This is a genomic window from Streptococcus sanguinis, from assembly GCA_013378335.1.
Classification (GTDB): Bacteria; Bacillota; Bacilli; order Lactobacillales; family Streptococcaceae; genus Streptococcus; species Streptococcus sanguinis_I.
This window is the reverse complement of sequence record CP040556.1, coordinates 2,143,117-2,170,000: the sequence shown is the minus strand read 5'-3', so window position 1 is coordinate 2,170,000 and position 26,884 is coordinate 2,143,117. Positions and strand designations below refer to the sequence as shown.

At 44.4% G+C, this 26,884-nt stretch carries 16 protein-coding genes, 7 tRNA genes and 3 pseudogenes (1 of these 26 cut by a window edge); 22 read left to right on the top strand and 4 right to left on the bottom strand.

Going from position 1 to position 26,884, the window contains the following annotated elements:
* The 16 genes and pseudogenes from FFV08_11115 to FFV08_11040 all read left to right on the top strand — a co-directional run.
* A tRNA-Met gene (locus tag FFV08_11115) sits at positions 1 to 65 on the top strand (it extends 9 nt beyond the left edge of the window).
* Between the two features lie 5 nt (positions 66 to 70).
* A tRNA-Phe gene (locus tag FFV08_11110) sits at positions 71 to 143 on the top strand.
* Positions 144 to 156: 13 nt separating this feature from the next.
* A tRNA-Tyr gene (locus tag FFV08_11105) sits at positions 157 to 237 on the top strand.
* Positions 238 to 245: 8 nt separating this feature from the next.
* Positions 246 to 316: transfer RNA gene (locus FFV08_11100), tRNA-Trp, on the top strand.
* Between the two features lie 10 nt (positions 317 to 326).
* Positions 327 to 399, top strand: a tRNA-His gene (locus FFV08_11095).
* Between the two features lie 13 nt (positions 400 to 412).
* Positions 413 to 484 (top strand) — tRNA-Gln (locus FFV08_11090).
* A gap of 12 nt (positions 485 to 496) precedes the next feature.
* Positions 497 to 580, top strand: a tRNA-Leu gene (locus FFV08_11085).
* Positions 581 to 942: 362 nt separating this feature from the next.
* Positions 943 to 1,386 carry a MarR family transcriptional regulator gene (locus FFV08_11080; GenBank protein QLB53081.1) on the top strand — a complete coding sequence of 148 codons (444 nt, stop codon included), beginning with the start codon at positions 943 to 945 and terminating at the stop codon, positions 1,384 to 1,386.
* A complete protein-coding gene (locus tag FFV08_11075; GenBank protein QLB53080.1) occupies positions 1,383 to 2,093 on the top strand; it encodes a metal ABC transporter ATP-binding protein in 711 nt (236 codons plus the stop codon). The genes FFV08_11080 and FFV08_11075 overlap by 4 nt, the downstream gene beginning before the upstream one ends.
* Positions 2,086 to 2,892, top strand: coding sequence for a metal ABC transporter permease (locus FFV08_11070; protein QLB53079.1), 807 nt, complete (start codon positions 2,086 to 2,088; stop codon positions 2,890 to 2,892). The genes FFV08_11075 and FFV08_11070 overlap by 8 nt, the downstream gene beginning before the upstream one ends.
* A gap of 9 nt (positions 2,893 to 2,901) precedes the next feature.
* Positions 2,902 to 4,404, top strand: a complete 1,503-nt coding sequence (locus tag FFV08_11065; GenBank protein ID QLB53078.1) for a zinc ABC transporter substrate-binding protein AdcA — start codon at positions 2,902 to 2,904, stop codon at positions 4,402 to 4,404.
* Positions 4,405 to 4,551: 147 nt separating this feature from the next.
* The gene (locus FFV08_11060) at positions 4,552 to 4,983 is read left to right on the top strand and encodes a CopY/TcrY family copper transport repressor (GenBank protein ID QLB53077.1); all 432 of its coding nucleotides are present in this window, start codon (positions 4,552 to 4,554) and stop codon (positions 4,981 to 4,983) included.
* Between the two features lie 39 nt (positions 4,984 to 5,022).
* The gene (locus tag FFV08_11055) at positions 5,023 to 7,236 is read left to right on the top strand and encodes a copper-translocating P-type ATPase (protein QLB53076.1); all 2,214 of its coding nucleotides are present in this window, start codon (positions 5,023 to 5,025) and stop codon (positions 7,234 to 7,236) included.
* Between the two features lie 20 nt (positions 7,237 to 7,256).
* Positions 7,257 to 7,475, top strand: a complete 219-nt coding sequence (locus FFV08_11050) for a heavy-metal-associated domain-containing protein (protein ID QLB53075.1) — start codon at positions 7,257 to 7,259, stop codon at positions 7,473 to 7,475.
* Between the two features lie 118 nt (positions 7,476 to 7,593).
* A pseudogene (locus tag FFV08_11045) lies at positions 7,594 to 7,772 on the top strand (hypothetical protein).
* A gap of 55 nt (positions 7,773 to 7,827) precedes the next feature.
* Positions 7,828 to 8,163 (top strand): hypothetical protein, encoded by a 336-nt coding sequence (locus tag FFV08_11040; protein QLB53074.1) that lies wholly within the window; start codon positions 7,828 to 7,830, stop codon positions 8,161 to 8,163.
* A gap of 141 nt (positions 8,164 to 8,304) precedes the next feature.
* Here the strand turns inward: FFV08_11040 and FFV08_11035 are convergent, their stop codons facing one another.
* Both FFV08_11035 and FFV08_11030 read right to left on the bottom strand, forming a co-directional pair.
* A complete protein-coding gene (locus FFV08_11035) occupies positions 8,305 to 8,877 on the bottom strand; it encodes a TetR/AcrR family transcriptional regulator (protein ID QLB53073.1) in 573 nt (190 codons plus the stop codon).
* Positions 8,878 to 9,082: 205 nt separating this feature from the next.
* Positions 9,083 to 9,685, bottom strand: a complete 603-nt coding sequence (locus FFV08_11030) for a TetR/AcrR family transcriptional regulator (GenBank protein QLB53072.1) — start codon at positions 9,683 to 9,685, stop codon at positions 9,083 to 9,085.
* A gap of 358 nt (positions 9,686 to 10,043) precedes the next feature.
* Between FFV08_11030 and FFV08_11025 the strand changes: the two genes are divergently transcribed.
* The 3 genes and pseudogenes from FFV08_11025 (at position 10,044) to FFV08_11015 (ending at position 13,652) form a co-directional block, all read left to right on the top strand.
* A complete protein-coding gene (locus FFV08_11025) occupies positions 10,044 to 12,260 on the top strand; it encodes a DUF1542 domain-containing protein (GenBank protein ID QLB53071.1) in 2,217 nt (738 codons plus the stop codon).
* A gap of 177 nt (positions 12,261 to 12,437) precedes the next feature.
* The gene (ugpC, locus tag FFV08_11020; protein ID QLB53070.1) at positions 12,438 to 13,568 is read left to right on the top strand and encodes a sn-glycerol-3-phosphate ABC transporter ATP-binding protein UgpC; all 1,131 of its coding nucleotides are present in this window, start codon (positions 12,438 to 12,440) and stop codon (positions 13,566 to 13,568) included.
* Between the two features lie 12 nt (positions 13,569 to 13,580).
* A pseudogene (locus FFV08_11015) lies at positions 13,581 to 13,652 on the top strand (NUDIX hydrolase).
* Between the two features lie 152 nt (positions 13,653 to 13,804).
* On the opposite strand, the gene FFV08_11010 reads toward FFV08_11015, so the two are convergent.
* Positions 13,805 to 14,653 carry a methyltransferase domain-containing protein gene (locus FFV08_11010; protein ID QLB53069.1) on the bottom strand — a complete coding sequence of 283 codons (849 nt, stop codon included), beginning with the start codon at positions 14,651 to 14,653 and terminating at the stop codon, positions 13,805 to 13,807.
* Positions 14,654 to 14,745: 92 nt separating this feature from the next.
* Positions 14,746 to 16,002 carry a tyrosine--tRNA ligase gene (locus tag FFV08_11005; GenBank protein QLB53305.1) on the bottom strand — a complete coding sequence of 419 codons (1,257 nt, stop codon included), beginning with the start codon at positions 16,000 to 16,002 and terminating at the stop codon, positions 14,746 to 14,748.
* A 154-nt stretch (positions 16,003 to 16,156) separates the two neighbouring features.
* Between FFV08_11005 and FFV08_11000 the strand changes: the two are divergent.
* From FFV08_11000 to rpoC, 3 genes and pseudogenes are all read left to right on the top strand, one after another.
* Positions 16,157 to 18,570 (top strand): annotated as a pseudogene (locus FFV08_11000) (penicillin-binding protein).
* A gap of 393 nt (positions 18,571 to 18,963) precedes the next feature.
* Positions 18,964 to 22,530 (top strand): DNA-directed RNA polymerase subunit beta, encoded by a 3,567-nt coding sequence (gene rpoB / locus FFV08_10995; protein ID QLB53068.1) that lies wholly within the window; start codon positions 18,964 to 18,966, stop codon positions 22,528 to 22,530.
* 40 nt (positions 22,531 to 22,570) lie between these two features.
* Entirely contained in the window at positions 22,571 to 26,218 is a 3,648-nt protein-coding gene (gene rpoC / locus FFV08_10990; GenBank protein QLB53067.1) for a DNA-directed RNA polymerase subunit beta', read from the top strand.
* The last annotated feature ends 666 nt before the right edge of the window (positions 26,219 to 26,884 follow it).

The following is a 26,884-nucleotide window of genomic DNA, read 5'->3' as shown; positions in this document are numbered from 1 at the left end:
GAGCAGCTAGGTAGCTCGTCGGGCTCATAACCCGAAGGTCGTAGGTTCAAATCCTGCTCCCGCAATAGTTGGCTCGGTAGCTCAGTTGGTAGAGCAATGGATTGAAGCTCCATGTGTCGGCGGTTCGATTCCGTCTCGCGCCATAATTTTATAATCGGAAGGGTAGCGAAGAGGCTAAACGCGGCGGACTGTAAATCCGCTCCTTCGGGTTCGGGGGTTCGAATCCCTCCCCTTCCATAACCTTTACGGGCATAGTTTAAAGGTAGAACTAAGGTCTCCAAAACCTTCAGTGTGGGTTCAATTCCTACTGCCCGTGTTTAAATATGGCGGGTGTGGTGAAGTGGTTAACACACCAGATTGTGGCTCTGGCATGCGTGGGTTCGATCCCCATCACTCGCCTATTTAATATTATTGGGGTATAGCCAAGCGGTAAGGCAAGGGACTTTGACTCCCTCATGCGTTGGTTCGAATCCAGCTACCCCAGTTAAAAACTTGAGCCGGCGTGGCGGAATTGGCAGACGCGCTGGACTCAAAATCCAGTGTCCTCACGGACGTGCCGGTTCGACCCCGGCCGCCGGTATAGCTTAAGTTTAGCGAAGTATTTTACTTCGTTTTTTTGTTTTCTCTTTAGTAATTATTTGCAAGCTAAGGCGGAAAGTTGAATCGTGATTTTGCTTGTAAATTTACACTCAACTAGTGTAAGAGATATGGAAGAATTTCACCATTAAATGGCTTATAAGATCTAGAATGCTAATACGAGGCAGCTTGGTTTGTTCCTTTTATTCTCTGATTGAGTTTTATTTAGGGCTTAAGAATCTAATTGTATAATTAAATATTTTTTGTGAAAAGCAACCTGCTTTTACTGAAAATTCTTGACTCTTTTCTGTTTTGTGGTATAATTAACCAGTAAAGCTTTAACCGGTTAAGAGAAGGAGGGAAGGAATGACTCATTTAGCGCAGAAGATCGATCAATTTTTAAATGAAGTTATTTTGAAAGCAGAAAATCAGCATGAGATTCTGATTGGTTCTTGCACGAGCGATGTGCCTTTAACCAATACGCAGGAGCATATTTTGATGCTTTTGTCTGAGGAATCTTTGACAAATTCTGATTTGGCAAAAAAATTGAATGTGAGTCAAGCTGCTGTGACTAAGGCTGTGAAATCTTTGGTTCGGCAAGAGATGCTGCAAGCTTTTAAAGATAAGAGAGATGCACGGGTTACCTTTTACCGTTTGACTGAGTTAGCTCAGCCGATTGCAAAGGAACACCAGCATCATCACGCACATACTTTGGAGACGTATCAAAAATTGGCAGAGCAGTTTTCCGCTAGTGAACAGGCGACAATTGCGAAGTTTTTGGAAGCCTTAGTGGGAGAGATCGGCAAATGAGATATATCACAGTGGATAATCTTTCCTTTTACTATGACAAGGAGCCTGTGCTGGAGCATATTCATTATTTTCTAGACAGCGGTGAGTTTGTAACTTTGACGGGGGAGAATGGAGCTGCTAAGACGACGCTTGTCAAGGCTAGTTTGGGTATTTTGCAGCCCAAGCATGGGGAAGTGAAGATTTCCAAGACTAATGTGCGAGGCAAGAAACTGCGGATTGCGTATCTACCTCAGCAGATCGCTAGTTTTAATGCTGGTTTTCCTAGTACGGTGTATGAGTTTGTCAAGTCGGGACGTTATCCGCGCAAGGGTTGGTTTCGTCATTTGAATGAGCATGATGAGGAGCATATCAAGGTGAGTCTGGAGTCGGTTGGAATGTGGGAACATCGAGATAAGCGAATTGGTTCTCTCTCTGGCGGGCAAAAGCAGAGGGCTGTGATTGCTCGGATGTTTGCTTCGGATCCGGATATTTTTGTCCTTGATGAGCCGACAACAGGGATGGATGCAGGCAGCAAGGATGAATTTTACAAGCTCATGCACCATAGTGCTCATCAGCATGGGAAAGCTGTCTTGATGATTACACACGATCCGGAAGAAGTTCGTAAATATGCTGACCGCAACATTCATCTGGTCCGTAATCAGGACTCACCTTGGCGCTGTTTCAATGTGCATGAAAGCGACAATGGACAGGAGGTGAGCCATGCTTAATCTATTTTCCTATGATTTTATGCAGCGAGCCTTCTTGGCAGTTATTGCCATGAGCCTCTTCTCACCGATTCTGGGGACCTTCCTGATTTTACGTCGGCAGAGCCTTATGAGTGACACCCTCAGTCACGTTTCACTGGCAGGTGTGGCTTTTGGTTTGGTTCTTGGACTATCACCCACTCTCACAACGGTGCTTGTCGTCATTGTCGCAGCAGTCTTCTTAGAGTACCTGCGGACGATCTATAAGAATTTCATGGAAATCGGTACAGCCATTCTCATGTCAACCGGCTTAGCTATTTCCTTGATTGTTATGAGTAAGGGCAAGAGTTCTAGCTCGATGAGTCTGGACCAGTATCTATTTGGCTCCATTGTGACTATCAGTAGGGAGCAGGTGATTTCTCTCTTTGTCATTGCTGCTGTGGTGCTTGTCTTGACCTTCCTCTTCATTCGCCCCATGTATATTTTGACCTTTGATGAGGATACGGCCTTTGTGGATGGGCTGCCTGTGCGAACCATGTCTATTCTCTTTAATATCGTGACGGGTGTTGCGATTGCCCTCATGATTCCAGCTGCGGGAGCCTTGCTTGTTTCGACCATCATGGTCTTGCCGGCTAGTATTGCTCTACGGATTGGGAAAAATTTCAAGTCGGTCATTTTGCTGGCAAATGCCATCGGCTTCTTTGGTATGATTGCTGGACTTTATATTTCTTACTATGCAGAGACGCCAGCTAGTGCCAGCATTACGATTATTTTCGTCAGCTTGTTCTTGCTGGTCAATCTGGTCAAAAAATTTACGAAATAGGAGCAGAAAATGAAAAAAATTAGCTTACTATTAGCAGGTTTACTGAGTATTTTCTTAGTAGCTTGTTCCAATCAAAAAAATGCAGATGGCAAGCTCAATATTGTCACAACTTTTTATCCGGTTTATGAGTTTACCAAGCAGGTGGCTGGAGATGAGGCCAATGTTGAACTTTTAATCGGGGCTGGTACAGAGCCTCATGATTATGAGCCTTCAGCTAAGGCAGTTGCGACTATTCAGGATGCAGATGCCTTTGTCTATGAAAATGAAAACATGGAGACTTGGGTTCCTGAACTGTTAAAAACTTTGAAAAATAAGGAGGAAACGGTTATTAAAGCAACAGGAGACATGCTCTTGCTGCCTGGTGGTGAAGAGGAAGAAGACCACGACCATGGTGAAGAGGGACATCATCATGCCTATGATCCCCATGTTTGGCTATCTCCGAAGCGGGCTATTAAAATGGTGGAGCACATCCGTGATAGCCTGAGCAAGTCTTATCCTGACAAGAAAGCTGCTTTTGAGAAAAATGCAGCGGCTTATATCAAGAAGCTGGAAGCCTTGGATAAGGAATATGAAGATGGGTTGGCAAATGCCAAGCAAAAAAGCTTTGTCACTCAGCACGCAGCCTTTAACTATCTGGCATTGGACTATGGCTTGAAGCAGGTGCCAATTTCTGGACTTTCACCAGATAGCGAGCCATCCGCTTCACGCTTGGCTGAATTGACTGAGTATATCAAGAAAAATAAAATCAAGTATATCTACTTTGAAGAGAATGCCTCTCAGGCTCTGGCTTCTACTCTGGCTAAGGAAACAGGAGTAGAACTTGATGTCTTGAATCCGCTGGAAAGCTTGACCGAAGAGCAGACCAAGGATGGGGCAGACTATATTTCTATCATGCAGGCCAATCTAAAGGCTCTCAAGAAGACAACTGACCAAGAGGGAGCGGAGATTGCAGCCGAGAAAGAAGAAGACGATAAGACAGTCCAAAACGGCTACTTTGAAGACAGTGCTGTCAAGGATCGGACCTTGTCTGACTATGCTGGCGAGTGGCAGTCTGTTTACCCTTATCTGAAAGACGGTACCTTGGACCAAGTCTTTGACTACAAGGCTAAGCTGACTGGAAAAATGACAGCAGCTGAATACAAGGACTACTATGACAAGGGCTACAAGACAGATGTTTCCAATATCAATATCACAGACAATACTATGGAATTTGTGGTAGATGGAAAATCCAAGAAATATACGTATAAATACGTTGGCAAGCATACTCTGACTTACTCTAAGGGAAATCGTGGAGTTCGCTTTATGTTCGAAGCGACAGACGAGGATGCTGGTGAGTACAAGTATGTTCAGTTTAGCGATCACAACATTGCACCGACCAAGGCAGCTCATTTCCACATCTTCTATGGCGGCGAAAGCCAGGAAGCACTCTTTGACGAGCTGGAAAACTGGCCAACCTACTACCCAAGTAAATTGACTGGTCAAGAAATTGCCCAAGAGATGTTGGCGCATTAATATAAATAAAGTAAGAAGACGGGACCATCCCGCCTTCTTTTTTACATTTTGAAAAGTAGCGATAAAAATACTTGACAAATTACGATTACAAATGTAAACTAATAAAGAGTTAGATTACAAATGTAAATGATAAAGGAGTATTAAATAATGGAACAGCAAAATATTAGCCAAGCAGAATGGCAAGTGATGCGTGTGCTATGGGCTTATCCACATAGTCGCAGTACAGAGATTATAGAGCGGATGGAAGCCGATTTTTCCTGGAAACCGGCAACCATTAAGACCCTTTTGAATCGTCTGAAGACAAAAGAATTTATAGCTATGGAAAAAATCGAGGGCAAGTTTTACTACGATGCTCGGATTTTAGAAGCGGATCATCTGGAAAGTACTTGGCAGGCTCTTTTTGACAATATCTGTAATACTAAACACGGAGACCTTTTGATTTCAATGATTGAGAGAAGTCAGTTCAGTCAAGGGGACTTGGAGCGACTCAGCCAGGTCATTGATAAGAAAAGAGTGTCGGCACCATTGGAAATCAAATGCGACTGCCCGCAAGGTCAGTGTCGTTGTGGGCACAGATAAGGAGATTATGATGGAAAAAAAGAATACAAGCTCTCAGGAATGACCTGTGCATCTTGTGCTATGACAGTTGAGATGGCGGTCAAGGACTTAGAAACGGTCGAGAACGTCAGTGTCAATCTGGCGACAGAACGTCTCAGTTTGCTGCCTAAGGAGGGATTTGACAGTCAGCAAGTGCTGGATGCTGTAGCCGAGGCTGGTTATCAGGCAGAAGAAAAAGGAAAAGACCGACCGTCCCATATAAATGAAGAGGCTGCGATGAAAGCGCAGGAATTGCGAAGGAAAAAGCAAGAATTACTAATTCTTTTGGTTACAGCTCTGCCCTTACTTTATATCTCTATGGGCAGTATGGTCGGTCTTCCTCTGCCCAGCTTCTTGGACCATATGGCGCATCCCTTGGTCTTCGTTCTGTCACAACTTCTTTTGACTCTGCCTGCTGTGTGGATTGGGCGCGGCTTCTATCAGAGAGGATTTCGCAATCTTATCAAGAGGCATCCTAATATGGATAGTTTGATTGCGGTGGGAACCAGCGCAGCATTTTTTTACAGCCTCTACTCGGTCGGTCAGGTTTTTCTAGGCTATCATGCCTTCGTTCATCAGCTCTATTTTGAGTCGGTTGCAGTGATTATTGCCTTGGTTCTTCTGGGTAAATATCTGGAAAGTTCGGCTAAGGGCAGAACGTCTCAGGCAATTCAGTCTCTGCTTGAGCTAGTGCCTAGTCAGGCGACAGTGATTCGCTATGGAGAGGCTGTGACCATTGATACGGAGGATATCCGAGTTGGAGATATTATCCGTATCAAGCCAGGGGAGCGTATGCCGGTGGATGGCCTTGTGACGGAGGGCCAGACCTTTGTAGATGAGTCTATGATGACTGGTGAAAGCATCCCGATTGAAAAGAAGGTCGGCGACACTATCACCAGTGCAACAATTAATCAAAATGGTAGTATTGACTACCAAGCAACTAGGGTGGGTTCGGATACGACCTTAGCTCAGATTGTTAGATTGGTGGAGGAAGCGCAAGGGTCTAAGGCACCGATAGCGGCTTTAGCCGATAAGATTTCGCTTTATTTTGTTCCAATCGTGCTGAGCTTGGCTACTTTATCCGCGATGGGCTGGTATTTTCTGGCTGGTGAGCGTCTTAGCTTTTCTCTGTCAATCTTTATCGCAGTTCTGGTCATTGCCTGCCCTTGTGCGCTGGGATTAGCCACTCCAACAGCCATCATGGTTGGGACTGGTAAAGGGGCTGAAAATGGGATTCTGATTAAGTCTGGACAAGCTTTGGAAGCAGCTTATCAACTGGATACTATTGTTCTTGATAAGACGGGGACGATTACGGTTGGTAAGCCTAGTCTGACAGACCTGCTGTCCTTGGGTGATTTGAATCGCTCTGACTTGTTGCAGCTCATAGCTAGTGCTGAGCAGCATTCTGAGCACCCTTTGGCTCAGGCCATTTTGGCAGCTGCTGAAGGGGAGGAGCTTGACTTACTGCCTGTCAGTCATTTTGAGGCCATAGTTGGACGAGGATTGGCTGCTCAGGTTGAAGGTAAGCAGCTTCTGGTGGGAAATGAGTCTTTGATGAAAGAAAATAACATTGACAGCAGTGCCTTTCAAGAGCAGATGTTAGAGCTTTCCCAAGAAGGAAAGACAGCCATGTTTGTCGCAGTAGATGGACAGCTGGCTGGTATTTTAGGGGTAGCAGATGAAATGAAATCCAGCAGCCTGTCGGCTGTGCAGGAACTTCAGTCTATGGGGCTGGAAGTCATTATGCTGACAGGGGATCGTGAAGAAACAGCGACAGCTATTGCCCAGAAAGCTGGAATCCAAAAAGTCATCGCAGGTGTATTGCCAGATGGTAAGGCCACTGCTATCAAGAAATTACAGGAAGCTGGGAAAAAACTGGCTATGGTAGGAGACGGTATCAATGACGCACCTGCTCTGGTCCAGGCAGATGTAGGAATTGCTATCGGTTCAGGCGCAGATGTAGCTATTGAATCGGCAGATGTAGTGCTCATGCATAGTGATTTGCAGGATGTAGTTAAGGCTATCAAACTCAGCCAGGCGACTATCAGAAATATCAAGGAAAATCTCTTCTGGGCTTTTGCCTACAATACCCTGGGAATCCCAATTGCTATGGGGTTATTGCATCTTTTCGGTGGTCCCTTGCTCAATCCGATGCTGGCTGGTCTAGCCATGAGCTTGAGCTCGGTGTCAGTTGTCGTCAATGCTCTGCGTCTAGGACGCTTTAAAATGAACTAAATATACGGAGGAATGAATCTATGAAACAAACAGTCCAATTAGAAAACTTATCTTGTCAAAATTGTGTCAAACACGTCACCCAGCACTTCCTGTCTATGGAGGGAGTGTCAGATGTGGCGGTAGACCTAGAAAAGCAGACAGCACAAGTCACGACTGCTAAGCCTTATGGTACAGCTGATTATGAAGCAGCTCTGGCAAAGACAATCTACAGGGTTCTGGATGTGGCAGAAGCTGAATGAATAAAGTCAGTAGCTTTGCACCTGACCAGCTGCTAGAATTCTTCTTGTAAAAAGCGATAAAATAATCTATAATGTTACTAATCACATGATTTATCTTACCGTGAGAAAGAGGAGAAAAATGAAGAAAAAAGCTTTACCTTTTTTACTAGCAGGAGCTGCTTTATTAGCTATGACAGCTTGCTCAAAGGGCAGTGCTACGAATCAATCAGAGACGCCTACTAGCAGTACTGGATCGGTAACAAGTTCTGTGGAGCAGGTATCCAGTCAATCAACTGCAGCAGCATCTTCAGAGGCTAGCAGTACTAGCTCAGAGAGTACGAGCACAGAAAAAACTAAGGAAAAGAAAGAAGCGATGGACATTTCAGCACTTGCAAATGGCAATTATGCCAGCGTTAAAGGAACCTGGCAGGATGCTTCTGGCAACCAGCTTGTTTTTGATGACAAGGGCTTGGTTTCAAGTGTTTATGAATTGTATGGAGCTTCTCTGACAGACTATGGCACTGCTGCTGGTGGTGTCTACGGCGGAGAAAGCGGAGGTTTTCTGATTGAGTTTCTTCCTAAGGGAGTTAAGGTCGCAGACAAGGAAAACTTTACAGACAACTCTGATGCTGGCCAAGATAGAATCTGGACAGGGGTTGGCCTGAATAGCTTTGACGAACAAGGCAGCTTCTATTATCGAGTAGATTAAATGAAGCTTGGCTTTTAGTTTTATAGCTTATATATTGATTAGAGCAGAAAAACATCTGCTCTTTTTTCTTTTGTAAAGTAAGAAATTTTACCGACAAAAAAGCCCGCCTAAATTAGGCAGGTTTTATAGCTTTTAGTTGAATTAGGACTCTTTCTGAGAAATTACAAACTGTTCCATAGGCGTTGAAATTACATTCAGGAAGAGCTTGGCGAAATCCTCTGCAGGCATAGGGTCTTCTTTGATGATCCAAATCTCAATGAGGGAATTAATCCATCTAACGACAATTTCAGTAGCCATCTCTTTTGAGATCCCCAATTTTTTAGAGTCAATTTCTAAATTTTGTACGACCCACTGAGTGAAGAAGGTAGATAGATAGTCACTCCAGAAAGGATCGATAGCTGTAGTGTAGAGCACCCTCATCCATTTCCTATGTTCATAGAGGGTAGGAATCATATGCTTGGCAAAGAAGCAGAATGGATTTTCTCCATTTCCTTCTTCGTAGCTTTCATACAGGGGCAAAAACGGAGTCATAATTGTCTGGCGGATGTATTGGATAATGTCTTCAACATTACTAAAATGCTTTTTATAGATAGCCTGGCGCGATAGACCGGCTTGTTTAGCAATCTCTGAAAAAGTAAAATAAGACTTTTCAGGATTTTGCTCTGCCAGCTCAATTAAGGCGTTGACGACTTTGTCTCGAGTATCTTGGGGCATAAGTACCTTCCTTCTTTTTTATTAAGTTCTTGCTGGTATGTCTAAAAGAATAGAGCAGACTCCAACAAAGCAGTTTACCGTTTGTCAACTAAAATGATAACACTTTATAGTGGAAATGTCCAATTATTTTTAAAATTTAATATAAAAAACCAGTCTTCCCTAACAAGGACCGGTTCTGTCATCTCTCTGTTTTTCTTCTAGTTGGTTATGCGATAACAATTTTGTTTGAAGGACCAGCTGGACTATCATAGGCAGCAAAGCTGGTTAGGGGTGAAGATACAAGGTTGAGAAATGTCTTAGAAAACTGCTTGCAAGGAACGGGGTCATCCTGAGTGATCCAATTCTCGATAAGAGAACTAATCCAGCCGGCCAGCAGTTGATTGGCCAGGTCTTCAGGAATACCTAATTTTTGGTGGTCAAGATTTAGATTCTGCTCGATCCAGTCCTTGTAACTGGCAGTAATAAAATCGCTCCACAGGGGATCGACAGAACTAGTATATAATATTTTAATACGTTGGCGTTGCTCATAAATAGCGGGAAGAATCGTTTGAGCCAAAAAGGCGAAAGGATCTAAGCCCGCTTCAGAATTGTTGCTATTCCAGTTGGGAGCAAAAGCTTGCTTCACCATATCTTGGCGAATGTATTCGATAATTTCAGTAGTGTTATTAAAGTGTCGTTTGTAAATGGCCTGTCTTGACAAACCGGCTTCTTTAGCGATTTCTGTAAAGGTAAAACGCAGCCTGTCTGGCTGTTTATCTGCTAATTCAAAAAATGCATCCAAAATCCTATCTCGTGTATTAAGAGCCATAATTTTATCCCTCCTATACCATTTTACTTTTTCTGTCTGAAATAAGCTAGAAAATAGCCCAGAATTTTTACTAAAAAAGTTTACACATTGTTAAATGGAAAAATTTCAGTTATATTTCTGGACATCCTGTCTATTTAAAAATAGACAATCTTATAAAAATTGTACATATATCAAGCCGGTAATTATTTTATTTCAACAAATTAATATGTTAAAATAATAAAAAGAAAATCTTATCAGAAGTCAAATAGAAAGTGTAGTTTAAAAATAACCAAATCTGAAAGATTTATGGGAGATTTGACTGGACTTTTTATTCAGGATTAATGATCAGGATAATAAAATATGTTCAGAGGAGAAAAAAATGAAAAGAACAGAAAAAGTTTTGCGATATTCTATTCGGAAGTCCGTTTTAGGTGTTGGGTCAGTCCTTATTTGTGCTCTGTTTTTGGGTCACAGTTTGGTGGCGGCGGATGAGGAGCAACCAGTGGCAAATGCAGTAGAGAGCCCAGTTGCTGCATCGCCAGTAAATCAGGATTTGACAACGGTTAGGGAGGCTGCTAACACGGAAGTAGGCACATTTCTGGCTGAGAAAGTGACAGATCTTGGGAATAATCCAAATTTGTCAGATGAGGAGCTTGCAGCAGCTAAGGACGAAGTCAATCAAACAGCTGCAAAGGCTCAGAATGAAATTGCCGCAGCTGAGGATAAAGAAAGGATTGATCAAGCTAAAGAAGATGGATTGGCAGACATCAAATCTATCAATCCAGTCGGCAAAGATTTACTTCTAGATGAAATCCAAAATGGGAAAGCAGAGTTTGACAAACTTGTAGATAGTAGCGATTTGCTGCCTGAGGAGCAAAAGAAAAGCTTTCAAGAGTCTGTAAGGAGGAAGGCTGCAGAAGCAGAAGATGCAATTCAGAAATTAGATGTTAATGCAGCAACAGCAGAGCAGGCGGAAGTGATTCAAGAGCAAGCAGTAACCGAGGAAGATAAGTTTTTCAAATTTATAGCAAGTTCAACCGTAGATTTCACTCTAGTAGCTAAGTTAGCTGACTTGGAAGCAAATCCTAATCTTTCAGAAGCAGAAAAGAAAGCAGTTAGAGGCGAGATAGAGCAGGTGGTGGAAGCGGCCAAGAAGGCTATTGAAGGAGCAGATTCTCAGGAAGTTTATGACCAGGCAAAAGAAACGGCTATAGCCCGCTTAGCCAAGATTCACCCTATTGGCAAGGAGCAGTTTTTAAAAGAAATTCAGGAAGAAAAAACAGCTACTATCGAGGCTGTTGAGAAGAGTCAAAGTCTTTCTGCTGAGGAAAAAACAGCTGCTAAAAAGAAAATTGAAGATGCAGCAGCCATAGCTCAAAAAGCAATTGCAGCTTATAATGCTTGGGTTGAAAGTCCTGATGATGCTGAAAAAATTCAAGAACAAGTAGCGGCAGAGAAGCAAGGTTTGCTGAAAGTTACAACTGGACTGAAACTAGATCTTGCTCTGTCTGATAAGCTAGCAGACTTACGGAGTAACCCGAATCTGTCAGAAGCAGAACAGGCTACGGCTAAAGCTGAAGCGGAAGCAACTCTAGCCGATGCGAAAACGGCGCTTGGAAAGGCTGATACCGAAGAGGAACTGGAGAGAATTGAGGCAGCTGGAATCGCTAGTTTGGACACGATTCATCCAGTTGGCAAAGATTTGGTTTTAGATGAGCTTGAAGAAGAAGCTGACAAACAGCTTGAAGCAATTGAACGTCATCAAACACTTTCAGAACTCGATAAAAAGCAAGCTAAAGAAAAGATTCGAGCAGTATTAAAGGCGGTGACAGATACGATTGCTCAGCTAGATGATAGTGTAGACAGTGCAGAAAAAGCAGAAAAGCTGCAGGAACAGATTGCTGCTGAGCAGACAAAAGCTCTTGCAACTCTCGAAGCAATTGTCAATAGTGCTGCTAAAGCTGAGAGGACTTCTTCTATTCCAAGTGATTCACCAAAGAAAGCTACACCAGAATTTAGTGGAGGGGTCAGCGATTCTGAACCAGCAACGGCAACGGCGTCGGAATATGATTTGTCTAGTCATGTGGTTGGAACTCATCCTGACACAGCTCCTCAGTCTTCTGTACAACCGGAATTTAGCGGAGGGGTCAGCGACTCTGAGCCGACAACAGCGATAGCGTCAGAGTATGATTTGTCTAACCATGAAGTTGGAACTCATCCCGATACTGCTCCACAGGCGTCTACACAACCAGAATTCAGTGGAAATGTTAATGATTCAGAAGCAGCAACAGCAACTCGGCCTGAATTTACTGGCGGTGTCAATGCCACTGACGCGGCTGTGGCTGAAGCTTTACCAGCTTACCAAGTGACGACCAGTATTTTATCAACAGTTGATGCTTCCAAATCAGTACAAGAGCAGCCTTCATCAGCTATGATTACCCAGCTAGTTCAGCCTAAAAACAAGGAAAGTAAGAGTGGTGTGTCAGTCTTGCCGCATACGGGGCAAGCTTCTAATGCTCTTCTTACAGTTACAGGAGTTATCAGCATTTTAAGCGCAGCTGGATTGACACTCCGTAGTAGAAAAAAAGAAGAATAAATTTTAAAGAGGCCACTGGGCCTCTTTTTTGATGGAGAAAATTTTTTAAAATTATGCAAACGTTTTACTAAAAGTGCTTGAAAAAGTAAAAAAAAAACGATATAATGGACAATGTGAAAGCGCTTTGCAAACGAGAGCTTAAAAGAAAATATTTTTAATCAAAAGAAGGGGCTTATTATGGTCGAATTAAATCTGAAAAATATCTATAAAAAATATCCCAACAGCGACCACTACTCAGTGGAAGACTTCAATCTAGATATCAAGGACAAGGAATTTATCGTCTTTGTTGGTCCGTCTGGTTGCGGAAAATCAACTACGCTGCGTATGATTGCGGGTCTTGAAGACATCACAGAAGGAACTGCCTCTATTGACGGTACAGTGGTTAATGATGTGGCGCCAAAAGACCGTGACATCGCCATGGTCTTCCAGAACTATGCCCTTTATCCGCATATGACTGTCTACGACAACATGGCCTTTGGTCTTAAGCTGCGCAAGTACAGCAAGGAAGATATTGACAAACGGGTCAAGGAAGCAGCAGAAATCCTAGGCTTGAAGGAATTCTTGCAGCGCAAGCCAGCTGATTTGTCTGGTGGTCAGCGTCAGCGGGTAGCTATGGGACGCGCAATCGTTCGGGATGCAAAGGTTTTCCTTATGGATGAGCCTCTGTCTAACTTGGATGCTAAGCTGCGTGTTTCTATGCGGGCAGAGATTGCTAAAATTCACCGCCGTATCGGTGCAACAACTATTTATGTTACCCACGACCAGACTGAAGCTATGACCTTGGCGGATCGTATCGTTATCATGTCAGCGACCAAGAATCCTGCTGGAACTGGAACGATTGGACGGGTGGAGCAGATTGGTACTCCTCAGGAAGTCTATAACAACCCAGTTAATAAGTTCGTTGCCGGCTTCATCGGCAGCCCAGCTATGAACTTCATCCCAGTTAAGCTTGAAGGGAATGAGATTTTAGCAGAAGGTCTGCGCTTGACAGTTCCAGAAGGAGCTCTCAAGGTTCTGCGGGAGAAAGGTTACGAGGGAAAGGAGCTGATCTTCGGTATTCGTCCAGAGGATGTTAATGCAGAAGCTGCTTTCTTGGAGACTTTCCCGAATTCAGTTGTGCATGCTAAGATTTCTGTTTCTGAATTGCTGGGAGCAGAGTCTCATCTCTACTGTCAAGTGGGTTCTAGTGAGTTTGTAGCGCGTGTGGATTCACGGGATTACCTAGAAACTGGTGCAGGTATTGACTTAGGCTTCGACCTCAATAAAGCGCACTTCTTTGATCCAGAGACAGAGAAGACAGTCTATTAATCAGTTGATAAACAAAGAGAGAGTGGGACAGAAATCGGTAATTCGTTAGAATTCGATTTCGTCGTCCCACCTCCGCACAGTTGAGTAGGGCTGTAAAAGCTGATGAAATCAGCGTAGTAGAGCCCACTCAACCACTGCGTCTTGCTCGACAATCCAAAGACAATTGAGAGGCTAGGACTTTTGTCCCAGCCTCTTTTAAAATGGCTGCTATAACTTCATTTTTTACTGAAAAGTGCTCAGATTTTTGCTTGTTTTAGTTTTCCGACAAGAATCTCAGCTGAAATGGTGGCATGTGTAAGCTGCTCCCAATTGATTAGATTTTTTTCAACATGAAAGAGTAATGGAGTCATCTGCAGCAAGGCAGTTTTCTCTTCAGAATGCAGAGCACGAGTTGATTCTACAGTCTTTCTAGATAGGATCGTAAAGTGTTTCTGGAAGTGCTGGATGATATGTTGGTTAGAATAATCTTTCTTGTCCAGATACTGAGCAGCTTTTTGTCTAATTTCTTTCAGATGATTCTCTGTTGGGATGACTTTAATGATAAGCCCCTCTTTTTTCAATACTCGCTGAAATTCATGATAGTTAGCTGGTGAGAAGATGTCCAGCAAGACATCCATGCTTTGATCCTGAACGGGCAAGTGTGCCAAATCACCTACGAACCATTTTACAGCAAGGCTCTGATCGCTTTTAGCAGCTAACTGGATAGAATCTTTGGATAAATCAAAAGCGTAAATTTCTTTGTTGGGAAATTCTTCCTGAATTTTTCGAGCATAGTAGCCCTCTCCGCAAGCGACGTCTAGAATGATCTGTTCTTCAGGCAGGGTCTGCAGCAGATCCTGCAACTTGTCTAGGATATGCTGGTAAAAGCCGGCTTCCAAGATGACTTGCCTATTTTGAAAACTTGTTTTGTCATAGTCTTTAGCTTGTTTGGCCTGGGGAGCTAGATTGACATAACCGAATTTGGCGATGTCGTAGGAATGGCGATTGGGGCACTTGAGGCTGTTTTCTTCCATAGCTAAGCTTTGCTGGCAGAGTGGACAGGCCAGGGCTGAAGCTTGGGCAAAGCGGGCGAGTTTTGGTTTCATAGGCTCTCTCTTTCTATTGTTTTTATAGAGCTGAATGACTTCTTCTTGGTAAGACATAGAAAAATCCGATTCAGGTAATCGGATTTTTATCTTTAGTAGGTCAGGACAAAGTATTTCTTCTTACCGCGGCGGATAACTGTCAGCTCGCCTTCCAGTTTATCTGAGGCGCTGAGGACATAGTCTAAATCTTGGATGCGTTCACCATTGAGGTAGATAGCACCGTTTTGGACGTCCTCGCGAGCTTGACGTTTTGAGTTGACCACGCCAGCTGTCACAAGCAGTTCTACAATATTGAGGTTATCTTCTGCTTGAGCCTGATAGTTAGGTACACCGCGCAGACCTTGTTTGAGTTCCTTGACGGACAAATTTTTGACATTTCCAGCAAAGAGCTGCTCAGTGATGTTGAGGGCTTCCTGATATGCTTCTTGACCGTGAACCAGACTGACCACTTCGCGAGCTAGGACTTTCTGCGCTAAGCGTTCGTGGGGTGCCGCTTCAAACTGTTGGCGAATCTCTTCAATCTCATCCAAGGACAGGAAGGTAAAAATTTTCAGGAAGCGGATAGCGTCTGCGTCCATGACATTCATCCAGAATTGGTACATTTCGTAAGGGGAAGTCTTGTCAGGATTGAGCCAGACAGCATTACCTTCTGACTTGCCGAATTTTTTGCCAGTAGCGTCGGTAATGAGCGGAACGGTCATCACATGACCAATCTTGTCGGCCTTGCGGCGCAGGAGCTCTGTACCAGCTGTCATATTGCCCCACTGGTCGGAACCACCGATTTGCAGGGTTACGCCGTGGTTTTGATTGAGGACGTAGAAGTCATATCCTTGCATGATCTGGTAGGCGAATTCTGTATAGGAAATCCCTGTCTCAATCCGGCTCTTGACGGAATCTTTACTCATCATGTAGTTGACAGTGAAGTATTTGCCGACGTCACGCAGGAAGTCGATAAAGCTGATGCTGCTAAACCAATCATAATTGTTGACCATTTCAGCCTTATTATCGCCCTTTTCAAAGTCCAGAAAACGAGAAAGCTGATTTTGGATAGATTTCACCCAGCCTTCCACGGTTTCCTTGGTTTGGAGACTGCGCTCTACATCCTTAAAAGATGGATCGCCAATCAATCCAGTCGCTCCTCCGACCAGAGCGTAGGGTTTATGGCCAGCTAGTTGCAGGCGGCGGCTTGTCAGAATGGCTACCAAGTGGCCTAAGTGCAGGCTGTCAGCGGTTGGGTCGTATCCGGTATAATAAGAGACTTGTCCTTCTTCTAAGGCCTTGCGTAAAGCTGCTTCATCAGTGGTTTGGAATACCAAGCCACGTTCTTTTAGCTCATCAAAAATGTGCATCATGTCTCTCCTATTCTAAAAGCCAAGAAATTGGCTTATCTATATTTTAAATTTATGTTACTCTATTGTATCATAAAGCTTTTAAATAGCAATGATTCCTTGAAATAAATCATAGATATTTGGTATAATGGGAGGACAAAAAGGAGAATCAAACTTGGAACAATTAATAGAAAAATTAAAAGAGTTCTGGGGAAAAGCCCAGCAGTTTATCAAAAAAATACATCTTCCAGAATGGGGTAAGAAAACCGTTGGCAGCAAGAATGGCTGGTCTATCGGTGATGTTTTTGCTGTTTTCTTGCGGACTTTTAAACTTCTGATGAATATGGCTTTTGTGTTTATCTTCTTCGGTGCCGTAATCGGTGCCGGGATTGGGATAGGCTATGCAGCTAGTCTTTTCAGTAAGGTGGAAGTGCCCGAGCAGGAAGAGCTAGTCAAGCAAGTGAATAATATCTCTGGTATTTCTAAGCTTACCTATGCCGATGGTAGCTTGATTGCAGAAGTGGACAATGATTTGCTCCGCATCCCAGTTAAGAGTGACGCCATCTCTGAAAATGTTAAAAAAGCCGTTATCGCTACAGAGGATGAGAATTTTGAGACCCACAATGGAGTGGTGCCCAAGGCTGTGCTTCGGGCTACGCTCGGATCTGTTGTCGGAGTTGGCTCGTCCAGCGGGGGGTCAACCATTACCCAGCAGTTAATCAAGCAGCAGGTAGTGGGCGATGCGCCAACCTTCAAGCGGAAAGCGACCGAGATTGTCGATGCGCTGGCTTTGGAGCGCTACATGTCCAAGGATGATATTCTGACGACCTATTTGAACGTTTCGCCTTTCGGGCGTAACAATAAGGGGCAGAATATCGCTGGTGTGGAAGAGGCTGCTCAAGGGATTTTTGGTGTCTCTGCCAAGGATTTGACAGTGCCCCAGTCTGCTTTTATTGCCGGCTTGCCACAGAGTCCGATTGTTTATTCGCCTTATGCAGCGGATGGCAGTCTCAAGAGTGAAGGGGATATGGCTCTGGGCTTGGAACGTGCCAAGGATGTGCTCTATAATATGTATAGGACTGGCCATCTAAGCGAGAAAGAGTACAAGGAGTACAAGGACTACGACTTGACCAAGGATTTCAAGCCTTCTGAAAGCTCGGAAAAATCTTCGCATGGCTACCTTTATTACACAGCTATCGAAGAAGCCCAGCAGACTATGTATGAGTACTTGATCCAGCGGGACAATGTTTCCCAGCAAGAGCTGAAAAACAACGATACTGTCAAGGCCTACAAGGAATTAGCTGCTAAAGAACTAAGCGATGGCGGCTATACTGTCACCACCACGATTAACAAGAACATCCATACCGCTATGCAAAATGCAGTAGCCAACTATGGCGGCGTCTTGGATGACGGAACTGGTGAAGTTGAAGTGGGAAATGTCCTCTTGGATAATAAAACCGGTGCTGTAATTGGCTTTGTCGGAGGCAGAGACTATGCTTCCAATCAGAATAATCACGCCTTTGATACGGAACGGTCACCAGGTTCAACTATTAAGCCAATTTTGGCTTATGGGATTGCTATTGACCAAGGTCTGATGGGCAGCGCCAGCGTTCTTTCTAATTATCCGACTAACTTTTCAAGCGGTGACCCAATTATGCACGTGGACAGCCGTGGTACAGCCATGATGGACCTGCAAGAAGCTCTCAATACTTCTTGGAATATCCCGGCTTATTGGACTTACCGTGGATTACGCGAAAAAGGGGTCAATGTCCGTGGCTATATGGAAAAAATGGGCTATTACATCGATGACTACAGCATTGAGAGTCTCCCGATGGGCGGCGGAATCGAAGTATCTGTAGCTCAGCACACCAATGGTTTCCAAACCTTAGCTAATAATGGGACCTACCAGAAAAAATACATGGTTGAAAAAATTACTGACCGAGATGGCAAGGTGATATACCAGCATAAGGCCAATCCTGTTCAGATTTACAGCCAGCAGCGGCTACGATTATGCAGGAGCTCATGCGGGGAGTGATCAATTCTGGGGCTACTACGACCTACAAATCCAGAATCAGTCAGGTCAACGGAACCTTGGCTGGAGCCGACTGGATTGGTAAGACTGGAACAACCAACAGCAACGGTGATATGTGGCTGATGCTTTCTACTCCAAAGATGACTTTGGGAGGCTGGATTGGTCATGATGATAATAGCTCTATGGCGGCGTTGACTGGTTATAACAATAACGCCTCCTACATGGCCTATATGGTAGATGCCATCTATCAAGCAGATCCAAATGCTTGGGGCGTTGGTGATAAGTTCACTCTTGATCCGAGTGTGATTAAGTCTGATGTACTCAAGTCCACAGGGGAAAAACCAGGTACAGTAACGGTCAACGGCCGTTCTGTTAATCTCAGTGGTCCGACAGTGCCTAGCTATTGGGCTAAAAACGGCGCTCCGACCACGACCTACCGCTTTGGTATCGGGGCATCAGATGCGGATTATCAGAAGGCTTGGTCAGCTATTCTGGGCGGTTCTACCTCCAATTCTAATTCAAGTTCCAATTCCAACAATAACCGGCAGGGGAACTAGCGCATCAAGAACAGTTTTAACTTTTCAGAAAGCGGATGGAATCCTTGCAATTTCTAGCTAAATAAGGTATAATGATAACAATAATTTGTCGTGTGCTTTATTTGAAATATTGTCCAAATAGAAGCTTACAGCAGTTAAATCAAACTTGAATAAGTCAGATTTAGCTGCTCTTTTTGTGCCTATTTTTAGGAAAAAGGAATTATGTAACCATAATTTAATTTTTCTGAAAATTAAACAAAAGGGACTGATTGTGGCTGTTTTGCAGCATTGTAAATGACAGAGGATTTTCCTCTGAAAACATTTCACAGAACTCGCCCTCAAAGCGTTGAGAAAAAGATACCTTTCTTCTCGCTTTATCAAGGGCTCAGTATCTTATCATAAAGGAGTAAAAACTTGGCAGGACATGAAGTTCGATACGGTAAACACCGTACCCGTCGTAGTTTCTCAAGAATTAAGGAAGTTCTTGATTTACCAAATTTGATTGAAATCCAAACGGATTCGTTCCAAGATTTCTTGGATCATGGTCTGAAGGAAGTCTTTGAAGATGTACTTCCTATTTCAAACTTTACCAACACCATGGAATTGGAATTTGTCGGCTATGAAATCCGTGAGCCTAAATATACGCTGGAAGAAGCACGCATTCACGATGCCAGCTATTCAGCGCCAATCTTTGTGACTTTCCGTCTGATTAACAAGGAAACTGGTGAAATCAAGACTCAGGAAGTCTTCTTTGGTGATTTCCCAATCATGACTGAAATGGGAACCTTCATCATCAATGGTGGTGAGCGGATTATCGTATCCCAGTTGGTGCGTTCTCCAGGGGTTTACTTTAACGATAAAGTTGACAAAAATGGAAAAGTTGGCTACGGTTCAACGGTTATTCCTAACCGCGGAGCTTGGTTAGAGTTGGAAACAGACTCAAAAGACATTGCCTACACTCGTATCGACCGGACACGGAAGATTCCATTTACCACGTTGGTGCGTGCGCTTGGTTTCTCAGGTGATGATGAGATCTTGGATATCTTTGGCGATAGCGACTTGGTGCGCAATACTATTGAAAAAGATATCCACAAGAATCCAATGGACTCTCGTACAGATGAAGCCCTGAAAGAAATCTATGAGCGTCTTCGTCCAGGTGAGCCTAAGACGGCTGAAAGCTCTCGCTCTCTCCTTGAGGCGCGTTTCTTTGATCCGCATCGTTATGACTTGGCAGCAGTTGGTCGTTACAAGATCAATAAGAAACTCAGCGTCAAGACACGCTTGCTGAACCAAATCATTGCAGAGCCATTGGTAGATGCTGAAACAGGAGAAATCTTGGTTGAAGCTGGTACAGTTATGACCCGCAGTGTGATTGACAGCATTGCAGAGCAGCTGGACAATGGTTTGAACAAAATCACTTATATTCCAAATGACTCAGCTGTCTTGACAGCTCCTGTTGATTTGCAGAAGTTCAAGGTTGTGGCACCTACTGATCCAGATCGTGTTGTGACCATCATCGGTAACGCAAATCCATCTGACAAGGTTCGGATTGTGACACCAGCTGATATCTTGGCTGAGATGAGCTACTTCCTCAACTTGGCTGAAGGTATCGGGCGTGTAGATGATATTGACCACTTAGGGAACCGTCGTATTCGTGCAGTTGGTGAGCTTTTGGCCAACCAAGTTCGTCTGGGACTTTCTCGGATGGAGCGTAATGTTCGTGAACGGATGAGTGTACAAGACAATGAAGTACTGACTCCACAGCAAATCATTAACATCCGTCCAGTAACTGCAGCTATTAAAGAATTCTTTGGTTCTTCTCAGTTGTCTCAGTTCATGGACCAACACAATCCTCTGTCTGAGCTTTCTCACAAGCGCCGTCTTTCTGCCTTAGGACCTGGTGGTTTGACACGTGACCGTGCTGGCTATGAAGTACGGGACGTGCACTATACTCACTATGGTCGTATGTGTCCGATTGAAACGCCTGAAGGACCAAACATTGGTTTGATCAATAACTTGTCTTCTTATGGACACCTTAACAAATACGGATTTATTCAAACGCCTTACCGTAAGGTAGACCGTGAAGCTGGTGTAGTAACTAACGAAATCGTTTGGCTGACCGCTGATGAGGAAGATGAATTTATCGTAGCGCAGGCCAACTCTAAGCTTAATGAAAAAGGCGGCTTTGCGGAGCCTATCGTTATGGGACGCCACCAAGGTAATAACCAAGAATTCCCATCGGACCAAGTAGATTACATGGATGTATCGCCTAAGCAGGTAGTTGCCGTAGCGACAGCATGTATTCCTTTCTTGGAAAATGACGACTCCAACCGTGCCCTCATGGGTGCCAACATGCAGCGTCAGGCTGTGCCTTTGATTGATCCAAAAGCGCCTTATGTCGGTACTGGTATGGAATACCAAGCTGCCCACGACTCTGGTGCAGCAGTCATTGCCCAGCATGATGGTAAGGTTACCTATGCGGATGCCGACAAGGTTGAAGTCCGCCGCGAAGATGGGTCACTTGATGTTTACCAAATTCAAAAATTCCGCCGTTCTAACTCAGGAACTGCTTACAACCAACGTACCTTGGTGAAAGTTGGCGATGTCGTTGAAAAAGGCGACTTTATCGCTGACGGACCTTCTATGGAAAAGGGAGAAATGGCCCTGGGACAAAACCCAATCGTTGCCTACATGACATGGGAAGGTTACAACTTTGAGGATGCGGTTATCATGAGTGAGCGTCTGGTGAAAGACGATGTCTACACCTCTGTTCACTTGGAAGAATACGAATCAGAAACTCGCGACACCAAGCTTGGCCCTGAAGAAATTACCCGCGAAATTCCAAACGTAGGGGAAGATGCCCTGCGCAATCTGGACGAAATGGGTATTATCCGCATCGGGGCGGAAGTCAAAGAAGGCGACATCCTAGTCGGGAAAGTCACTCCAAAGGGTGAAAAAGACCTTTCTGCTGAAGAGCGTCTGCTTCATGCCATCTTTGGTGACAAATCTCGTGAAGTTCGTGATACCTCTCTGCGTGTGCCACACGGTGCCGATGGTGTCGTTCGTGATGTGAAGATCTTTACCCGTGCTAATGGTGATGAGCTGCAATCTGGCGTTAATATGCTGGTTCGCGTTTACATCGCTCAAAAACGCAAGATCAAGGTCGGAGATAAGATGGCCGGTCGTCACGGAAACAAGGGGGTTGTATCCCGTATCGTTCCTGTGGAAGACATGCCTTACCTGCCAGACGGAACACCAGTTGATATTATGTTGAACCCACTCGGGGTACCATCTCGTATGAACATCGGTCAGGTTATGGAGCTTCACCTTGGTATGGCAGCTCGTAACTTGGGCATCCATATTGCAACACCAGTCTTTGATGGAGCAAGCTCAGAAGACCTCTGGGATACAGTACGCGAAGCTGGTATGGACAGCGATGCCAAGACTATTCTTTATGACGGACGTACCGGTGAGCCGTTTGACAACCGTGTATCTGTCGGTGTCATGTACATGATTAAGCTCCACCACATGGTAGATGACAAACTCCATGCCCGCTCAGTAGGTCCTTACTCAATGGTTACCCAACAGCCGCTCGGAGGTAAAGCTCAATTTGGTGGACAACGTTTTGGTGAGATGGAAGTTTGGGCCTTGGAAGCTTACGGTGCTTCTAACGTTCTGCAAGAAATCTTGACTTACAAGTCAGATGATGTCAACGGACGTTTGAAGGCTTATGAAGCTATTACCAAAGGGAAACCAATTCCAAAACCAGGTGTGCCAGAATCCTTCCGTGTGCTTGTCAAAGAATTGCAATCTCTTGGTCTGGACATGCGAGTTCTCGATGAAGATGACAATGAAGTGGAACTGCGTGACCTAGACGAAGGTGAAGATGATGATGTGATTCACGTTGACGATCTTGAAAAAGCGCGTGAAAAAGCAGCTCAAGAAGCGAAAGCAGCTTTTGAGGCTGAAGGAAAAGAATAAGAATACACACTGATTAGAAAATGAAGAAAGGTAAGAAATAGTGGTTGATGTAAATCGTTTTAAAAGTATGCAAATCACCCTAGCTTCTCCCAATAAGGTCCGTTCATGGTCTTATGGGGAAGTGAAGAAACCTGAAACAATCAATTACCGAACCCTGAAACCAGAACGCGAAGGCCTTTTTGACGAAGTGATCTTCGGTCCAACCAAGGACTGGGAATGTGCCTGTGGTAAGTACAAACGGATTCGTTACAAAGGAATCGTCTGTGACCGCTGTGGTGTTGAAGTAACCCGCGCCAAGGTTCGCCGTGAGCGTATGGGCCATATCGAATTGAAGGCACCTGTTTCACATATTTGGTACTTTAAAGGAATTCCAAGCCGCATGGGGCTCACTTTGGATATGAGCCCACGTGCCCTGGAAGAAGTCATTTATTTTGCGGCTTATGTGGTGATTGATCCAAAGGATACACCGCTAGAGCACAAGTCAATCATGACGGAACGTGAGTATCGTGAACGTTTACGCGAGTACGGTGCAGGCTCATTTGTAGCCAAAATGGGAGCAGAAGCTATTCAAGACCTCTTGAAACAAGTGGACTTGGAAGCTGAAATTGCTGTCCTCAAAGAAGAATTGAAAACTGCTTCAGGTCAAAAACGGATTAAGGCTGTCCGTCGCTTGGATGTATTGGATGCCTTCTACAAGTCTGGCAATAAGCCAGAATGGATGGTCCTCAATATCCTGCCGGTTATTCCGCCAGATTTGCGCCCGATGGTTCAGCTGGATGGTGGTCGTTTTGCGGCTTCTGACCTCAATGATCTCTACCGCCGTGTTATCAACCGGAACAACCGTTTGGCTCGTTTGCTGGAACTCAATGCCCCTGGTATCATCGTTCAAAATGAGAAGCGGATGCTTCAAGAAGCGGTTGATGCTTTGATTGATAATGGTCGTCGTGGCCGTCCAATTACTGGGCCAGGCAGCCGTCCGCTTAAGTCTTTGAGTCACATGCTCAAAGGGAAACAAGGACGTTTCCGTCAAAACTTGCTGGGTAAACGGGTTGACTTCTCAGGTCGTTCCGTTATCGCCGTTGGTCCTACATTGAAAATGTATCAATGTGGGGTGCCGCGTGAAATGGCGATTGAGCTCTTCAAGCCGTTTGTCATGCGGGAAATCGTTGCCCGTGATATTGTGCAGAACGTGAAAGCTGCCAAACGCTTGGTAGAACGTGGAGATGAGCGTATCTGGGATATTCTGGAAGAAGTGATCAAGGAGCACCCAGTGCTTCTTAACCGCGCACCGACCCTTCACCGTTTGGGAATTCAAGCTTTCGAGCCAGTTCTGATTGATGGTAAAGCTCTTCGTTTGCATCCACTGGTCTGTGAAGCCTACAATGCCGACTTTGACGGTGACCAAATGGCTATCCACGTACCATTGTCAGAGGAAGCGCAAGCTGAAGCACGTATCCTCATGCTGGCTGCTGAGCACATCTTGAATCCCAAAGACGGTAAGCCAGTTGTAACACCATCTCAGGATATGGTCTTGGGGAACTACTACTTGACCATGGAAGAGGCTGGCCGCGAAGGCGAAGGCATGATTTTCAAAGATATGGATGAGGCGGTTATGGCTTTCCGCAACGGCTATGTTCACTTGCATACTCGTGTTGGTATCGCAACAGACAGTCTTAATAAGCCTTGGACAGAAGACCAGAAGCATAAGATTTTGATTACTACTGTTGGTAAAATTCTCTTTAACGCGATTATGCCAGAGGAATTGCCTTATCTGCAAGAGCCAACTAATGCTAACTTAACAGAAGGTGTGCCAGCTAAGTACTTATTGGAGTCAGGGCAAGATATCAAGGAAGTTATTGAACAGCTTGAGATCAATGTTCCGTTTAAGAAGAAGAATCTTGGAAATATCATTGCGGAAATCTTTAAACGCTTCCGTACAACAGAAACATCTGCTCTTCTTGACCGCTTGAAGAACTTGGGTTACCATCATTCTACTTTGGCTGGTCTGACAGTGGGTATCGCTGATATTCCAGTTGTTGAAGACAAGGCTGAGATTATTGAAGAATCCCACAAGCGCGTGGACCAAATTACTAAACAATTCCGTCGCGGTATGATTACTGATGACGAACGCTACAATGCAGTTACTGCTGAGTGGCGGGCAGCTCGTGAGAAATTGGAAAAACGTCTGGTTGCCAACCAGGATCCGAAGAACCCTATCGTTATGATGATGGACTCTGGAGCCCGTGGTAATATCTCCAACTTCTCTCAATTGGCTGGTATGCGTGGTCTGATGGCTGCGCCAAATGGACGTATCATGGAATTGCCAATCTTGTCTAACTTCCGTGAAGGTCTGTCCGTTCTGGAAATGTTCTTCTCAACCCACGGTGCTCGTAAGGGTATGACCGATACGGCCCTTAAGACTGCCGATTCAGGTTACCTGACTCGTCGTCTGGTTGACGTTGCCCAAGATGTGATTATCCGTGAAGACGACTGTGGTACAGACCGCGGCTTGCTCATCACTTCTATCACAGAAGGTAAGGAAATGATCGAGTCTCTGGAAGAGCGTCTCAATGGTCGTTACACTAAGAAGACGGTTAAACATCCAGAAACTGGTGCTGTCATTATTGGTCCAAATGAATTGATCACAGAAGACAAGGCGCGCGAGATTGTCAATGCTGGTGTTGAAGAAGTGACGATTCGCTCCGTCTTTACATGTAACACCCGCCACGGTGTCTGCCGTCATTGTTACGGTATTAACTTGGCAACTGGCGATGCAGTTGAAGTCGGTGAAGCAGTCGGAACCATCGCTGCCCAGTCTATCGGGGAGCCTGGTACACAGCTGACCATGCGGACCTTCCACACGGGTGGTGTTGCCTCTAATACCGATATCACGCAAGGTCTTCCTCGTGTCCAAGAAATCTTTGAAGCTCGCAATCCGAAAGGGGAAGCGGTTATCACTGAAGTCAAGGGTGAAGTTACTGCCATCGAAGAAGATGCATCTACTCGTACCAAGAAGGTCTTTGTTACAGGTGCAACTGGAGAAGGTGAATACGTGGTGCCATTTACAGCTCGCATGAAGGTTGAAGTGGGAGACCAAGTCTCTCGCGGTGCTGCCTTGACTGAAGGTTCTATCCAGCCGAAGCACTTGCTGGCTGTCCGCGATGTCTTGTCTGTTGAAACTTATCTGCTTGCTGAAGTACAAAAAGTTTACCGTAGCCAAGGGGTAGAAATCGGCGACAAACACATCGAGGTAATGGTTCGCCAGATGATTCGCAAGGTGCGCGTCATGGATCCAGGAGATACAGATCTTCTCATGGGAACTCTCATGGATATTACAGACTTTACAGATGCTAACCGTGATGTGGTTATCTCAGGCGGAGTGCCTGCGACAGCCCGTCCAGTCCTCATGGGAATCACCAAGGCTTCCCTTGAGACAAATAGCTTCCTGTCTGCAGCTTCCTTCCAGGAAACAACTCGTGTCCTGACAGATGCTGCTATCCGTGGTAAGAAAGACCATCTGCTCGGACTCAAAGAAAATGTTATCATCGGTAAGATTATTCCAGCTGGTACTGGCATGGCTCGCTACCGCAATCTGGAACCTCAGGCTGTCAATGAAGTTGAAATTATCAACGAAGTGACAGAACTGCCAGATGGATTTGAAACTGAAGAAAATATTGTTCTTAAATAAAGAACTTCCCCTCCCGATTTTCGGGAGGGATTTTTTGTTGCAGCCGATAATTTCTTGCCCGCCACTAAATATTATCCTATAATATAATTAGGAGCGGTGCTTTTTAAGCTCCACTTTATGATTGAACGATTATAGAAGAATCACGCAAGATTTCGTGTTTCAGCTTTTTTAGGATAGGAGATGCCACGTCTATTTTTAATCAGAAAGATCAATGGTTTCTTGTGGTATGATAGCGCTAGGTTATACTATTTTAAAATTCCTAAAATAGTAGGAGGGGGAGGTTTGACTTTTTTAAAAAGAGGAGGTTGGTTTTAATGGTAGTGGTCGGAGATTGTAAAGAGCGATAGCTGGAATTTATCTAGCTGTTTCATTCATGAAGGGAGGTTTTTGAAAGATAAAGAATAGAAAACAATTAGATTACAAATAGGATAGTATTTTATTACAATGAATAAAAATTAAAAAATACAGGTAAAAAACACAAAATTCTGCATAAAATATAGATTGAAGCCCATAAATTCTTTCCTTTTTATTTATTATTTTGGGAAAACCGAAAAATCTCAGCAATTTTAAGTTACAGTTAAGTTAAGAAAATTAAAATAATCTTAAATAAGTTACCAATGTGTAAATTACTATTAAGAAAGTATAAAATAATAGTTCATGCTTTGA

What these genes read in the sequence shown, in the direction of transcription:
- FFV08_11080 (QLB53081.1), top strand. Translation starts at nt 943, where the DNA reads ATGACTCATTTAGCGCAGAAGATCGATCAATTTTTAAATGAAGTTATT.
- FFV08_11075 (QLB53080.1), top strand. Translation starts at nt 1,383, where the DNA reads ATGAGATATATCACAGTGGATAATCTTTCCTTTTACTATGACAAGGAG.
- FFV08_11070 (QLB53079.1), top strand. Translation starts at nt 2,086, where the DNA reads ATGCTTAATCTATTTTCCTATGATTTTATGCAGCGAGCCTTCTTGGCA.
- FFV08_11065 (QLB53078.1), top strand. Translation starts at nt 2,902, where the DNA reads ATGAAAAAAATTAGCTTACTATTAGCAGGTTTACTGAGTATTTTCTTA.
- FFV08_11060 (QLB53077.1), top strand. Translation starts at nt 4,552, where the DNA reads ATGGAACAGCAAAATATTAGCCAAGCAGAATGGCAAGTGATGCGTGTG.
- FFV08_11055 (QLB53076.1), top strand. Translation starts at nt 5,023, where the DNA reads ATGACCTGTGCATCTTGTGCTATGACAGTTGAGATGGCGGTCAAGGAC.
- FFV08_11050 (QLB53075.1), top strand. Translation starts at nt 7,257, where the DNA reads ATGAAACAAACAGTCCAATTAGAAAACTTATCTTGTCAAAATTGTGTC.
- FFV08_11040 (QLB53074.1), top strand. Translation starts at nt 7,828, where the DNA reads ATGGACATTTCAGCACTTGCAAATGGCAATTATGCCAGCGTTAAAGGA.
- FFV08_11035 (QLB53073.1), bottom strand. Translation starts at nt 8,877, where the DNA reads ATGCCCCAAGATACTCGAGACAAAGTCGTCAACGCCTTAATTGAGCTG.
- FFV08_11030 (QLB53072.1), bottom strand. Translation starts at nt 9,685, where the DNA reads ATGGCTCTTAATACACGAGATAGGATTTTGGATGCATTTTTTGAATTA.
- FFV08_11025 (QLB53071.1), top strand. Translation starts at nt 10,044, where the DNA reads ATGAAAAGAACAGAAAAAGTTTTGCGATATTCTATTCGGAAGTCCGTT.
- ugpC (QLB53070.1), top strand. Translation starts at nt 12,438, where the DNA reads ATGGTCGAATTAAATCTGAAAAATATCTATAAAAAATATCCCAACAGC.
- FFV08_11010 (QLB53069.1), bottom strand. Translation starts at nt 14,653, where the DNA reads ATGAAACCAAAACTCGCCCGCTTTGCCCAAGCTTCAGCCCTGGCCTGT.
- FFV08_11005 (QLB53305.1), bottom strand. Translation starts at nt 16,002, where the DNA reads ATGCACATTTTTGATGAGCTAAAAGAACGTGGCTTGGTATTCCAAACC.